Genomic DNA, 12,173 nt, shown 5'->3' with positions numbered 1-12,173 from the left:
ATCAGCGCCGGTGCCAATTGATATCGAGCCCCCTGTCGGATTCGAACCGACGACCCCCGCTTTACAAGAGCGGTGCTCTGGCCAACTGAGCTAAGGGGGCAAACGAACCCTCAAATACTACTTGGCCGACGGGGCCGCGTTGCACGAGGGCAGCGTCTTACAGTGCGGACAGCACTTTCTCCGCGTCGAACTTGTGCTTCTTGTCGGGCTTCTCCCGATCGTGCTTGCCGCCGACGTAGAGCCAGCCCATGAGTTCTTCGTTGGGCTCGAGCTCGTGCATGGCGCGGACGGAATCCGTGCGCACCTGCTTTCCGGAGCGCCACATCACGCCCCAGCCTGCCTCGTGCAGCAGCAAGCTCATGAGGTGCCCCACTCCCGCGGCCACGACGTCCTGTTCCCATTCGCTCACCTTGAAGCTGGGCTTGTGCACGGCAACGATGGCGAGAAGTAACGACGCGCGTAAGGGTTTGGCCGCCATCTTCTCGGCATCCTTCCCCTCCACTCCCGCATCTTTCGCGAGCGCGGCACCCAGACGATCCCGCGCGTCGCCGCGCAGCTCGATCAGGCGCCACGGGCGCAGCGAACCGTAGTCCGCCAGGGATGCAGCCGCCTCCACCAGCGGAAGCAGCTGCTCGTGGGTCGGCGCATCGCCCGTCACCTTGGGGTGCGAGCGACGTCCGGCTACCGCGTCAATCAGGCTCATTCGGCGGTGAAACCGAGCGAGAGGGAGTTCATGCAGTACCGGTCCCCGGTGGGGGTCTGGTACGCGTCGTCGAATAGGTGTCCCAGGTGCGATCCGCAGGTCGCGCAGAGGATCTCGGTGCGAACCATTCCGAGTGAGCTGTCGACCTTCAGTTCGACTGCGTCGGGGTTGACGGCCTCGAAGAAGCTGGGCCATCCGCTGCCTGAATCGAACTTGGCGCCGCTCTTGAAGAGCTCCGCGTTACAGGCTCCACACGTGTAGGTGCCGGGGCGCTTCTCATCGAGCAGGGCACCGGACCACGGACGCTCCGTGCCGGCCTCACGCAAAACCTTGTACTGGACCGGGCCAAGCTCCTCGAGCCACTCTGCTTCGGTCTTCTCAATCTTGTACGTCATGCTGTCCTCACTTAGGGAAGTCTTCCCACTCCATTAAACTCGTGGGCATGTCTGAATGTTCCATCGTGCACAAGTCGTGGGGCGAACTCACAACCACAGAGCTGTATTCGTTCCTCAAGCTGCGTACGGATGTCTTCTTCGTCGAGCAGAAGGTTGACGAGGAAGAACTCGACTACCGGGACCTCGAGCCCACGACGGAACATTACTGGGTGATGGATGACGCGGGCACGGCCGCCTACCTGCGCGTGCTGGTCGATTCGACCCCCGAGTACCGTGATGCCGCGCACGTTGTTGGCCGCGTTGTGGTGCGTGCCGACCGCCGCGGCGAAGGACTAGCCCAGCAGCTGCTGAGCGCCGTTCTCGAGAACCACGGCCACACACCGATGATGCTGCACGCGCAGGCGTACGTCGCTCCGCTCTACGCCAAGGCGGGCTTCGTCGCGTTCGGCGACGAGTTCATGGAGGCAGGCATCGCCCACCTCTCGATGTACCGCGAGGCCGTCGTTCCCGCGTGACCCCCACCGCCGAGTGGTACCTGCGCTTCGCCGACACGGAGGCCGCCGGGCAGTCCGCGATCTACGAGGGGTGGGCCCGCGGCGTCGCCGCTGATGACGAGCTGCTCGCCCTCATCGACGAGCTTCCCCGTCCCAAGCGGCAGCCGAACCTGATCTTCGCGGTGTCCCGCCTGCTCGGCGCACCGGACGGCCTGGCGGCGCCGGACCTCGACGGCCTCGCGACGCCGGCACCCGACGCCGTGCCTGCGCCCGCGCCCGACGGCGCCGCTGCGAGCATCCCACCCGACACCTCCTACTCCGCGTGGCGCGCGTTCGCCCTCAGCCACTGGGATGCCATCGCCAGCGAAGCGCAGCTCCGTTCGACCCAGACCAACGAGCCCCGTCGCCTCGCCGCGATGCTCCCGCTGCTGGCCGCGATACCCGGACCCCTCGCGCTGCTCGAGGTCGGGTCATCCGCGTCCCTCTGCCTGTATCCCGACCGCTATAGCTACGCCTACAACGGGGTGCGCCTCGACCCGGTTGCCGGGCCGAGCACGGTGCTTCTTGAGTGCGAGGTGGATGCCCCTGCGCCGCCCGCACCCCAGCCGCCGCTGCCGCACGCGCTGCCCACCGTCGTCTGGCGTGCAGGGATCGACCTGAACCCCCTCGATCCCGCCGACCCCGACGACATGCGGTGGCTGGAGACCCTGGTGTGGCCCGAGCAGCACGCCCGACGCGCGAGGATCATCGCAGCCGCCGCGATCGTGCGGGCCGACCCGCCCCTCGTGGTGCGGGGTGATGCCGTGCAGGACCTGGCGCGGGTTGCCGCCCTCGCTCCCGCGGGCGCCACCCTCGTCGTTATTTCGGCGGGCACACTCGTATACCTCTCTACTGAGGACCGCGCGCGATTCGCCGCCACCGTCACCGCGATTGGCGCGCGCTGGATCTCGCTCGAGGGCGCCGGGGTCATCCCGTCCGTCCGCGACGAGCTCGCGGGGCGCGAGCCATCCGCTTCCGGCTCCTTCGTTCTGGGCCTCGACGGGCACCCGGTCGCCTGGTGCGGACCCCACGGGCAGTCCCTCGAATGGCTCGTCTGAGCCCGGTCAATCAGCCCGCACACCGCGTTGCATCGGCGGATGGTCAGGTACGTCGCCCTATCATTGCCCCAAGCGGAAGGGTCATCACATGTCGGCACAGCCGGAATTGAATGAACCGCACGATTCTTCGCTGTCGGAACGTGATCTGCACATCCTCGAGTTCGAACGCGAGTGGTCACGCCACGGCGGCGCGAAAGAGGCGGCCATCCGCGCGGATTTCGGGCTGTCTGCAGCCCGGTACTATCAATTGCTGAATGCGGTGATCGATTCGCCGAACGCCGTGCGTTTTGATCCCATGCTCATCGGGCGCCTACAACGTGCCCGCGACCTGCGTACGCAGGCCCGTGCAGCCCGCGCATTCAGGAGCTCAGGCCCGGGCGTAACTTCCATCCGCCCCCTAACCTCGGAATCGAACGACTAAGACATGGCGACTTTCCCCCAGGACGAGTTCGACTCGTTGCCCGACGACCTCCTGCGCGTTGGCGCGCACCGCGGCCCGAAGGTGCGGGGCCGTGGATGGATCGGTTTTGCCTGGGCAGCCCTGGCCACCGGCCTGCTCGTTGTCGCGGGAATCTTCTGGCTCTCGTCCGCCGACTCGGGTAACGACTTCGCCGGCGCCACGTCCGGGTCGGGCACCTCCACCGGTGTCCCCACCATCTCCGCCGTCCCCACCGCCGAGCCGGTTCTCGACCCCACCACGCTCAAGGCGCGCAAGATCACCGTGACCGTGCTCAACGGCTCGACGACCCCCGGCATCCAGAACACCGCCGTCAACGCGCTCGCCGCGAAGAAGTGGACCATCGGCTCCAAGGCAGACGCATCGTCGAAGGACGTCGAAAAGACGTACGTCTATTATTCGGATGCCGCGAACGAAGACGCCGCTCGCGGAGTCGCCGTAGCACTGGGCATCGGGGGAGTGCGACTGAGCACGTCCTTCACGGGTGCCCCGCTGACGCTGGTACTCGGTGCGGACTACGCCAAGTCCATCGCCGCCGGCTAACACCACCCCGCGCCCTCGCCGGCTGACCACCCTCCGCATCCCCGCCGGCTAACGCCACCCGCATTGCCGCCGGCTGACGCTACCCCACGCCACCACGCATCGCCGAACCGGGCGATAGCGCTGAAACCGGGCCAGCGCGCCTGACCGTTTTCAGCGCTATCGCCCGGTTTTGCGTCGCCCCGAGGTATCCGCAACGCCCCAAAATCGGGTCGTGTGTTACGCGCGTGTTTAATCCTCGGCTCTGGCCGGTAAATCCCGAGAAATTTGCCTAAACAGAGGGTTTATCGGACTATCTGCTGCACTAATATCTGGGATTGGTCGCCCCATCTGAGGCTGCTGCACGAGCGCGCGAGCGCGTGTCGGCACTGGTTCGGGTGGTACGTGCAGTGCGCGTTTGTCGACCCGGCTCAGGCATATCGCTCGCGCCGCTGGAACACAGCAAGGAGTAAAGATGGCGAACGGAACCGTGAAGTGGTTCAACGCTGAAAAGGGCTACGGTTTCATCACCGTCGAGGGTGGAGGGCAGGACGTCTTCGTCCACTACTCCGCAATTGACATGGGTGGCTACAAGGTTCTCGAAGAAGGCCAGCAGGTCATCTTCGAGGTCGGTACCGGCAGCAAGGGGCCTCAGGCAGAGTCGGTGCGCCTGGCATAACTGTCACGCCACACCGAAGGCACGCCCTTCCTAACGCCGCCCACATGCCGTGGGCGGCGTTAGTCTTTGCTGCTATGAGTACAACTCCCTTTGTTCGTGGCGCCCGCTGGACCGTTGCGCTCGTCGCCGTGGCCCTCGTCGCCACCGGCTGCACGCCCTCGCCCGCCAAGCCGACCGCTTCTGCAACCGGCACTCCCAGCGTCACCGCTACGCCGACTGCCACGCCGACCCCGGTCGCCATTCCTCTTTCCCCGCTGCGCGGAACGCCCCTGGCCGACGCCAAGTACACGGGCACCTCGCTGGCGGCGAAGATCGACAACCTGTCGGTCGCACGCCCGCAGGTCGGACTCGAGAAGACGGACATCGTCTTCGAAGAGCTCGTCGAGGGTGGTCTCACCCGCTACGTCGCCATCTGGCAGTCGGACATCCCCAAGGAGATCGGGCCCGTTCGCTCGATCCGCCCGATGGACCCCGACATCCTCTCCTCCTTCGGCGGCATCGTCGCCTACTCCGGCGGACAGGCGCGCTTCGTCGCCCTCATGCAGAAGGCGCCCGTCTTCAACGCCATCCACGGCCAGGCCGCCACGGCGGACACGTTCTACCGCACAGCCAACCGCACCGCCCCGCACAACGTGATCGTGCGTGCGCAGAAGCTCGTTGGCCAGCACAAGAACATCAAGGCGCCGGCACAGCAGTTCACCTACGCGACCGCGACCGACCCGGCTACGGCAACGACCGCCGGAACGCTCACCACCTCGGCGAAGCTCGTGTTCTCCAACGTCTCGACGCGCACCTGGGTGTGGAACGGACCGCTCAAGGTCTGGCAGCGCTCGCAGGATGGCGCGAAGGACTACGACTCCAACAAGAAGCAGATCCAGGCGAAGAACGTCGTGATCCTGCGCGTGGGCATCAACAACTCCCTCGGTGTGCCCAAGACCGACCTCATCGGTAACGGCGAAGCGGTCATCATGTCCGGTGGATCCCGCATCGCCGCCAAGTGGTCGAAGACCAAGGCGACGTCCAAGATCGCACTGGTCGACAAGACCACGAACCAACCGATTCTGCTGAACCCGGGCAACACCTGGGTCGAAATGGTTCCGGCCACCAAGGGCAAGATCTCCTACGTGTCACCCGCCCCGGCCGCACCCGCGACTCCGGCTCCGACTCCCACCCCGTAGTTCGCTCACAGCCGCTTGTCGGCTGTCTTGCACTCACCACTACCGAGTGCTAATTTTGTGGTTGGCACTCGCATCAGTTGAGTGCCAATCCATAGCTTGGAATTACGTCCGGGAGGGACGAGAAACACACATGGCAAAGATTATTGCTTTCAACGAAGAGTCACGTCGTGGCCTCGAGCGCGGCCTCAACATCCTCGCCGACGCCGTTAAGGTGACGCTTGGCCCCCGCGGCCGTAACGTCGTTCTCGAGAAGAAGTGGGGCGCACCCACCATCACGAACGACGGTGTGTCCATTGCCAAGGAGATCGAGCTCGACGACCCGTTCGAGAAGATCGGCGCGGAGCTCGTCAAAGAGGTTGCCAAGAAGACCGATGACGTCGCGGGCGACGGAACGACCACTTCGGTCGTTCTCGCTCAGGCACTCGTTCGCGAAGGACTTCGCAACGTCGCCGCTGGCGCAGACCCCATCAGCCTCAAGCGTGGCATCGAGAAGGCCGTAACGGCCGTTATCGCTGCTCTCGTTGAGGGTGCAAAGGAAATCGAGACGAAGGAAGAGATCGCCGCTACCGCGTCCATCTCCGCCGGAGACCCCGAGATCGGCGCCCTGATCGCCGAGGCCATCGACAAGGTCGGCAAGGAAGGTGTTGTCACCGTCGAGGAGTCGAACACGTTCGGCACCGAGCTCGAGCTGACCGAGGGCATGCGCTTCGACAAGGGTTACCTGTCGGCATACTTCGTCACCGACGCCGAGCGCCAGGAAGCGGTCTTCGAAGACCCCTACGTGCTCATCGTCAACGGCAAGATCTCCAACATCAAGGACCTGCTGCCGATCGTTGACAAGGTCATCCAGTCGGGCAAGCAGCTCCTCATCATCGCCGAGGACGTTGACGGCGAGGCTCTCGCGACCCTCGTAGTCAACAAGATCCGTGGCATCTTCAAGTCCGTTGCCGTCAAGGCTCCGGGCTTCGGCGACCGTCGCAAGGCGCAGCTGCAGGACATCGCCATCCTCACCGGTGGCCAGGTCATCTCCGAGGAGGTCGGACTCAAGCTTGAGAACGCCACCCTCGACCTCCTTGGTCGCGCCCGCAAGGTCGTCATCACCAAGGACGAGACCACCATCATCGAGGGCTCCGGCGACGTCGACCTCATTGCTGGTCGCGTCAAGCAGATCCGTGCCGAGATCGAGAACACCGATTCCGACTACGACCGCGAGAAGCTGCAGGAGCGCCTGGCCAAGCTGGCCGGTGGCGTTGCAGTCATCAAGGCCGGAGCCGCAACCGAGGTTGAGCTCAAGGAGCGCAAGCACCGCATCGAGGACGCCGTTCGTAACGCGAAGGCAGCTGTCGAAGAGGGCATCGTCGCCGGTGGTGGCGTCGCCCTCATTCAGGCTGGCAAGGTCGCTTTCGAGTCCGCAGCACTGACCGGTCTGGTCGGCGACGAGGCAACCGGCGCGAACATCGTTCGCGTTGCCGTTGACGCGCCGCTCAAGCAGATCGCACTCAACGCGGGCATGGAGCCCGGTGTTGTTGCCGACAAGGTACGCAACCTGCCCACCGGACACGGCCTCAACGCCGCGACCGGCGAGTACGTTGACATGCTTGCTGCCGGAATCAACGACCCGGTGAAGGTCACCCGCTCCGCGCTGCTCAACGCAGCGTCGATCGCTGGCCTGTTCCTCACCACCGAGGCTGTTGTCGCCGAGAAGCCGGAGAAGAACCCGGCCCCCATGGGCGACCCGAGCGGCGGAATGGACTTCTAAGTCCCACCGCTTCACAGCACGCCAGATTCACCACGGGCGCTTCCCTTCGGGGAGGCGCCCGTGCCTGTTTAACTCTGACCCCTGATTAACTCCCGCCACACGGGAAGCGGGGGCGAGCGAGCCCGTCGGTTAGTGCTGGAAGAGGCGGGCGTTGCTCGACTCGATCTCGGCGTATTGCTGGGCGGCGAGCACAAGGGCCTGGTTGATGGCGGCGAGAGACTCCTCAACCCGCTGTTGGGTCGCTCGCCACTCGGTGGCGACGGACTGGAAGGCCGTGGCGGCCTGGCCGGTCCACGAACCGTGCAGATTGAGGAGCTGGCCGTAGAGGCCGCCCGTCTCCGCCTGGATCCGGGACATGGAGGCGCGCACCGCTGCGGTCGCGCCGAGGACTGCTTCGCTGTCTACCTGATAACGGGTCATGCCCAGAGACGGTAGTCGCCCGGAGGGGGAGAGTTAGCGGGGTTGGGGCGAGATGGGGACTTCCGGGGCATCCGTCACCTCGTGGAGGAGAGGAAGGCGCACGCGGAACGTCGCGCCACCACCGGGGGTCTCGACTGCATCGACCGTACCGTTGTGCGATGCCACGATGGACGCCACGATCGCGAGACCCAGGCCGCTGCCGCCGGTGTCGCGGTTACGCGAGCTGTCCGCGCGCCAGAAGCGCTGGAAGATCTTGTCGCGGATCTGCGGCGGGATTCCCTCGCCGTGGTCCGAGATGGACAGGATGACGCTGTCCTGCGCCGCATCGACCGTGACGCCGATCTCGATCGGAGTGCTCGCGTCGGTGAAGCGCAGCGCGTTGCCCATGAGGTTGGTGATGACCTGGCGGATTTTGTTCTCTTCCGCGAGCACCATGGCGTGGATGATCGGGGGCTGAGGTTCGGTCGCGGCCGTCGGCACGACATCGAGTGCTTCGGTGTCAGTGCGCGGGCGGCGGGTGCGCAGGCGCGCGAGAGTCGCACCGGCGAAGGCGATCGGGCCGGTGGCCGCCGGGGACCGTGGGGCCGGAGGGCGAGCGGTCGTGCCACGGGCGGCGACACCCCGGGCAGCGCGCGCGGTCGGCTTCCCGGTGGGAGCGGTGGCGGGGTCGGTCGGCTTCGTGGTGGGAGAGATAGCCGGGTCACCGGGCGTCGCGGGCGGCTCGGTGGTGAGTTCGGCCGGCACAGGAGCGGGAAGCTCGGCCAGTTCGATGGGCGTCAGCGGAGCGGCATCCGCTGTCGGCTCGTACACAACAACGCTGACCGTGCGGTCCGGCGCGGAGGCCATGGCGTCGAGGGCGGCGTCGTGCGCGAGCGGGATGAGGTCAACGGGCGCGAGGTTGAGGGGCTTGGCCTCGTCGATGCGGGCGAGCTCGAGGAGGTCCTGCACGAGCGAGCCCATGCGGATCGCCTCCTTCTCGATGCGACCCATCGCCTGGGCGACATCCTCGGGCGTCGACAGCGCGCCCATGCGGTACAGCTCGGCGTAGCCGCGCACAGAGACGAGGGGCGTGCGCAGCTCGTGGCTCGCGTCGCCGACAAATCGCCGCATCTGATCGATCGTCTTGGCGCGGTCGGAGAACGCCGAATCGATGCGGTTCAGCATGGTGTTGAGGGAGCGGTTGAGCCGCCCGACTTCTGTATTGGGCGTGCCGCCCGAGAGTCTCTGGGTGAAGTCACCGGCCGCGAAGCGCGCAGCAGTATCCTCCACTTCGCGCAGGGGGGAGAAGGTGGATGACACGAGCAGGCGTGTCAGAGCCCCGCCGAGCACCACGACCGTGAGCCCGAAGAACAGGAAGACGCCGGCATAGCGCGCCACCAACGAGTTCGTTGCCTCGAGGTTGAGACCGACCACGAGGATGACCTGTTCGTTGGTCTCCATGTTGACGCCGATGACCGAGGCGACAACACGCCACTGGCTGGTGTGACGGGCGTTACTGAGCGTGAACGCGGTCTCGTGGGTGGTGACGTTCGCGAGGTCGAGGCCGGCGATGTCCGGGCCGTCGCCGTGCGAGTCGAGCAGGGAACACATGGGGGTTCCGCTGGTGCTCACGACTCCGATGTAGTAATCGACGAGCACCGGCGGGATCGAACAGGGGTTGTCCGAGAAGTCCACCAGGTTCTGCAGCGCATCCAGAGTGTTCGAGTCGAACTTCGCATCCACCTGTTCAATCAGGTAATTGCGAAGCACGCTCATTGTTCCCACACCGGCAACAAGGAGTCCGAGGGTCAGCAAGAGCACCGTTACGCCGGTGATCTTGGTGAGGAGGGATATCCCGTTCCACCACTTGTTGAGGTGCGCGTGCATCAGGAGCTAAGGCTAAACCTTGGCTGCCTTCAGCATGTAACCGAAGCCACGCTTCGTCTGGATAACGGGCTCCTCAGAGAACTGGTCCAGCTTGCGGCGCAGGTAGGAGATGTAGCTCTCCACGATTCCGGCGTCGCCGTTGAAGTCGTACTCCCAGACGTGATCGAGGATCTGCGCCTTGGAGAGCACGCGGTTCGGGTTCAGCATCAGGTAGCGCAGCAGCTTGAACTCGGTGGGGCTGAGCTCAACCTGCTCGGAACCGATGGTCACCTCATGGGTGTCCTGGTCCATGGTGAGCTCGCCGGCGCGGATGATGGCTTCCTCATCGTCGTGCATCGTGCGACGCAGGATCGCCTTGAGGCGGGCAACAATCTCATCGAGGCTGAACGGCTTCGTGACGTAGTCGTCGCCGCCAACGGTCAGTCCGGTGATCTTGTCTTCCGTGTCGTCCTTGGCCGTGAGGAAAAGGATCGGCGCGGTGTAGCCCGAGGCGCGGAGGCGCTTGGTCACTCCGAAGCCGTTCATGTCGGGAAGCATCACATCGAGAATGATGAGATCTGGTTCTTCCTCGAGCACGGCGGAGATGGCCTGTGCGCCGTTGCCCACTGCACGCACGGCAAAGCCAGCGAAACGCAGGCTCGTGGTCAGCAGGTCACGGATGTTGGGTTCGTCATCGACAATAAGGATCTTGGGTCCATCGCTCATGGTGACAGTATCTGCGCGTTAGCTGGGCGCATCCTGTGAACGAAGCGTATGTTGTGACTGCAACAGCAGGGAGTCGGACGGAGCGCGCAATCTCTGCTTGAGTGGGGCTGTGCGGCACAATGCCAGAGGCACGAGTGACGCGTTCGGATGGGCGCGGGGGAAGGCGGGAATCCGATGAACGACGGCACGGGGCATCCACTTTCCGCATCCATGGTGCGCAGCATCGGAGGGCACACCTTCGACTTCGCCCGGCAGGTCGCCGTGATGGCGATCGTCAACCGCACCCCGGACTCGTTCTTCGACCGCGGGTCCACGTTTGCGCTGGATGCCGCGGTGACGGCGGCGCTTGCGGCAGCCGAGGCCGGCGCCGACTGGGTGGACATCGGTGGGGTGCCATTCGGGCGCGGGCCGGTCGTCACGGTCGAGGAGGAGCTGGCCCGGGTCATCCCGCTGATTGAGGCTATTGCCGCGCGGTCGGATGTCGTGATCTCCGTTGACACGACGAACGCCGCGGTCGCCCGTCGTAGCATCGCAGCCGGGGCATCGGTGATCAATGACACGAGTGGGCTGTGGGATCCGGACATGGCGTCGGTCGTCTCGGACAGCGCGGCGACGCTCGTGCTCACGCACAGCCTCGGGGAACCGCGCAGCGAGCCCGTGCGGCCCACCTACGGCGATGTGACGGACGAGGTGGTCGCGTTCCTGCGCGAGCGCATCGAGCGGGCGCTGACGGCCGGTGTGCCCTACGAGCGGCTCGTGGTGGACCCGGGGCATGATCTGAACAAGAACACGTTCCACACGCTGGAGCTGACCCGGCGGCTGGAGGAGGTCGTCGCGATCGGGCCTCCCACGCTGGCGGCCGTCTCGAACAAGGACTTCATCGGCGAGACCCTCGACCGACCGCGCGCCGAGCGACTCGAGGGAACGTTGGCGGCGGCCGTGTTCTGCATCGTGAAGGGTGCCCGCATCGTGCGGATGCATGACGTGCCGGCCGCCGTTGCCGCGGTGCGGATGACCGAGTCGATGATGGGTTTTCGTCCGCCGGTCTACGCACGGCATAACCTCGAGGGGTGACCCCCTCCTCTTCGGCCCCGTCCTCGTCGGCCCAGTCTCCGTCTCCGTCCATCGACGAGTTGTGGCCCACGCCCGGGCTGGACCTGACCGATGACGCGCTGCTCGCGGTGTACTCCCGGCACGGACGGCAGGTGCCCTGGACGCGGGTGAACTTCATTCAGAGTGTCGACGGCGCAGCGACATCCGGTGGCCTGTCGGGTGCTCTGGGAGTCCCGGCCGACAAGCGTGTGTTCGATCTGCTGCGCAGGCTCGCGGACGTCGTGCTGGTCGGCGCCGGCACCGTGCGGGCGGAGGGCTACGGCCCCATGCGTCTGGATGCCCCCGCAGTGGCGTGGCGGCGCGCGACCGGGCTGTCGGATCATCCGGTGTTCGCCATCGTGTCGGGCCGGCTGGATCTGGATCCCGCGTCGCCCATATTTGCGGATGCCCCGGTGCGGCCTCTCGTCGTGACGACCGGGTCATCGCCGCTGGCGAAGCGGCGGAGCCTTGCGGAGGTGGCCGACGTGCTCGTGTGTGGCGAGGATGAGCTCGACATCGCGTCCCTGCGTGCGCAGCTGACCGCGCGCGGGCTGCTGCAGGTGCACTGCGAGGGAGGTCCGTCGCTGTTCGGGTCGCTCGCGGCCGCCGGTGCCGTCGATGAGCTGTGCCTGACGGTGAGTCCGCAACTCGTGGCCGGGGACGCCGGGCGCATTGCGTCGGGCGCCCTCGGTGCGCCGGTGGCGCTGGCGCTGGGATCCGTGTTGCGGTCGGGCAGCGCGTTGCTGCTGCGGTACACCCGGGCCTAGCGCGGCTAGCCAGCTAGCTGGCCGGCTAACCCACTAGCTAGT

General features: G+C 65.9%; 14 protein-coding genes and 1 tRNA gene. 9 read left to right on the top strand and 6 right to left on the bottom strand.

Annotated features, from left to right (window positions below; translation table 11 throughout):
• Positions 1 to 26: 26 nt before the first annotated feature.
• The 3 genes from HB677_RS16135 to msrB all read right to left on the bottom strand — a co-directional run bounded on the left by HB677_RS16135 (position 27) and on the right by msrB (position 1,098).
• Positions 27 to 100: transfer RNA gene (locus tag HB677_RS16135), tRNA-Thr, on the bottom strand.
• A 57-nt stretch (positions 101 to 157) separates the two neighbouring features.
• The gene (locus tag HB677_RS16130; RefSeq protein WP_213816761.1) at positions 158 to 703 is read right to left on the bottom strand and encodes a nitroreductase family protein; all 546 of its coding nucleotides are present in this window, start codon (positions 701 to 703) and stop codon (positions 158 to 160) included.
• Positions 700 to 1,098, bottom strand: coding sequence for a peptide-methionine (R)-S-oxide reductase MsrB (msrB, locus tag HB677_RS16125; protein WP_213816760.1), 399 nt, complete (start codon positions 1,096 to 1,098; stop codon positions 700 to 702). The genes HB677_RS16130 and msrB overlap by 4 nt, the downstream gene beginning before the upstream one ends.
• A 47-nt stretch (positions 1,099 to 1,145) precedes the next feature.
• On the opposite strand from msrB, the gene HB677_RS16120 reads away from it, so the two are divergent.
• The 7 genes from HB677_RS16120 to groL all read left to right on the top strand — a co-directional run bounded on the left by HB677_RS16120 (position 1,146) and on the right by groL (position 7,281).
• Entirely contained in the window at positions 1,146 to 1,613 is a 468-nt protein-coding gene (locus HB677_RS16120; RefSeq protein ID WP_218624767.1) for a GNAT family N-acetyltransferase, read from the top strand.
• Entirely contained in the window at positions 1,610 to 2,689 is a 1,080-nt protein-coding gene (locus tag HB677_RS16115; RefSeq protein ID WP_213816759.1) for a DUF2332 domain-containing protein, read from the top strand. Before HB677_RS16120 ends, HB677_RS16115 begins: the two co-directional genes overlap by 4 nt.
• An 88-nt stretch (positions 2,690 to 2,777) precedes the next feature.
• Positions 2,778 to 3,110, top strand: a complete 333-nt coding sequence (locus HB677_RS16110; RefSeq protein WP_213816758.1) for a DUF3263 domain-containing protein — start codon at positions 2,778 to 2,780, stop codon at positions 3,108 to 3,110.
• A 3-nt stretch (positions 3,111 to 3,113) separates the two neighbouring features.
• Positions 3,114 to 3,689, top strand: a complete 576-nt coding sequence (locus HB677_RS16105; RefSeq protein WP_213816757.1) for a LytR C-terminal domain-containing protein — start codon at positions 3,114 to 3,116, stop codon at positions 3,687 to 3,689.
• Between the two features lie 451 nt (positions 3,690 to 4,140).
• Positions 4,141 to 4,344 (top strand): cold-shock protein, encoded by a 204-nt coding sequence (locus tag HB677_RS16100; protein WP_104242705.1) that lies wholly within the window; start codon positions 4,141 to 4,143, stop codon positions 4,342 to 4,344.
• A 74-nt stretch (positions 4,345 to 4,418) separates the two neighbouring features.
• A complete protein-coding gene (locus tag HB677_RS16095; protein WP_213816756.1) occupies positions 4,419 to 5,522 on the top strand; it encodes a DUF3048 domain-containing protein in 1,104 nt (367 codons plus the stop codon).
• A 130-nt stretch (positions 5,523 to 5,652) separates the two neighbouring features.
• Positions 5,653 to 7,281: a chaperonin GroEL gene (gene groL, locus HB677_RS16090; RefSeq protein ID WP_213816755.1), complete on the top strand. Its 1,629-nt coding sequence runs from the start codon at positions 5,653 to 5,655 to the stop codon at positions 7,279 to 7,281.
• Between the two features lie 129 nt (positions 7,282 to 7,410).
• Here groL and HB677_RS16085 read toward each other — a convergent pair whose 3' ends face one another.
• Genes HB677_RS16085 through HB677_RS16075 form a run of 3 tightly spaced genes read right to left on the bottom strand, consistent with a single transcriptional unit; the run spans position 7,411 to position 10,272 of the window.
• Positions 7,411 to 7,701, bottom strand: a complete 291-nt coding sequence (locus HB677_RS16085) for a WXG100 family type VII secretion target (protein ID WP_213816754.1) — start codon at positions 7,699 to 7,701, stop codon at positions 7,411 to 7,413.
• A 33-nt stretch (positions 7,702 to 7,734) separates the two neighbouring features.
• Entirely contained in the window at positions 7,735 to 9,567 is a 1,833-nt protein-coding gene (locus HB677_RS16080; RefSeq protein WP_213816753.1) for a cell wall metabolism sensor histidine kinase WalK, read from the bottom strand.
• Positions 9,568 to 9,579: 12 nt separating this feature from the next.
• Positions 9,580 to 10,272 carry a response regulator transcription factor gene (locus HB677_RS16075; RefSeq protein WP_213816752.1) on the bottom strand — a complete coding sequence of 231 codons (693 nt, stop codon included), beginning with the start codon at positions 10,270 to 10,272 and terminating at the stop codon, positions 9,580 to 9,582.
• Positions 10,273 to 10,446: 174 nt separating this feature from the next.
• Between HB677_RS16075 and folP the strand changes: the two genes are divergently transcribed.
• Together folP and HB677_RS16065 are read left to right on the top strand one after the other, a co-directional pair.
• A complete protein-coding gene (gene folP / locus HB677_RS16070) occupies positions 10,447 to 11,346 on the top strand; it encodes a dihydropteroate synthase (protein WP_213816751.1) in 900 nt (299 codons plus the stop codon).
• Positions 11,343 to 12,131, top strand: a complete 789-nt coding sequence (locus tag HB677_RS16065; RefSeq protein ID WP_307852627.1) for a pyrimidine reductase family protein — start codon at positions 11,343 to 11,345, stop codon at positions 12,129 to 12,131. The genes folP and HB677_RS16065 overlap by 4 nt, the downstream gene beginning before the upstream one ends.
• Positions 12,132 to 12,173 lie beyond the last annotated feature (42 nt).

Source organism: Glaciihabitans sp. dw_435, assembly GCF_018449675.1.
Taxonomy (GTDB): domain Bacteria; phylum Actinomycetota; class Actinomycetes; order Actinomycetales; family Microbacteriaceae; genus Glaciihabitans.
This window is presented reverse-complemented; position numbering and strand designations above follow the sequence as displayed.

Excerpts from the sequence above, each read along its gene's own strand:
- msrB (WP_213816760.1), bottom strand. The coding sequence starts at position 1,098 with ATGACGTACAAGATTGAGAAGACCGAAGCAGAGTGGCTCGAGGAGCTT.
- HB677_RS16080 (WP_213816753.1), bottom strand. The coding sequence starts at position 9,567 with ATGCACGCGCACCTCAACAAGTGGTGGAACGGGATATCCCTCCTCACC.
- HB677_RS16130 (WP_213816761.1), bottom strand. The coding sequence starts at position 703 with ATGAGCCTGATTGACGCGGTAGCCGGACGTCGCTCGCACCCCAAGGTG.
- groL (WP_213816755.1), top strand. The coding sequence starts at position 5,653 with ATGGCAAAGATTATTGCTTTCAACGAAGAGTCACGTCGTGGCCTCGAG.
- HB677_RS16110 (WP_213816758.1), top strand. The coding sequence starts at position 2,778 with ATGTCGGCACAGCCGGAATTGAATGAACCGCACGATTCTTCGCTGTCG.
- folP (WP_213816751.1), top strand. The coding sequence starts at position 10,447 with ATGAACGACGGCACGGGGCATCCACTTTCCGCATCCATGGTGCGCAGC.
- HB677_RS16100 (WP_104242705.1), top strand. The coding sequence starts at position 4,141 with ATGGCGAACGGAACCGTGAAGTGGTTCAACGCTGAAAAGGGCTACGGT.
- HB677_RS16105 (WP_213816757.1), top strand. The coding sequence starts at position 3,114 with ATGGCGACTTTCCCCCAGGACGAGTTCGACTCGTTGCCCGACGACCTC.
- HB677_RS16085 (WP_213816754.1), bottom strand. The coding sequence starts at position 7,701 with ATGACCCGTTATCAGGTAGACAGCGAAGCAGTCCTCGGCGCGACCGCA.
- HB677_RS16095 (WP_213816756.1), top strand. The coding sequence starts at position 4,419 with ATGAGTACAACTCCCTTTGTTCGTGGCGCCCGCTGGACCGTTGCGCTC.
- HB677_RS16075 (WP_213816752.1), bottom strand. The coding sequence starts at position 10,272 with ATGAGCGATGGACCCAAGATCCTTATTGTCGATGACGAACCCAACATC.
- HB677_RS16120 (WP_218624767.1), top strand. The coding sequence starts at position 1,146 with ATGTCTGAATGTTCCATCGTGCACAAGTCGTGGGGCGAACTCACAACC.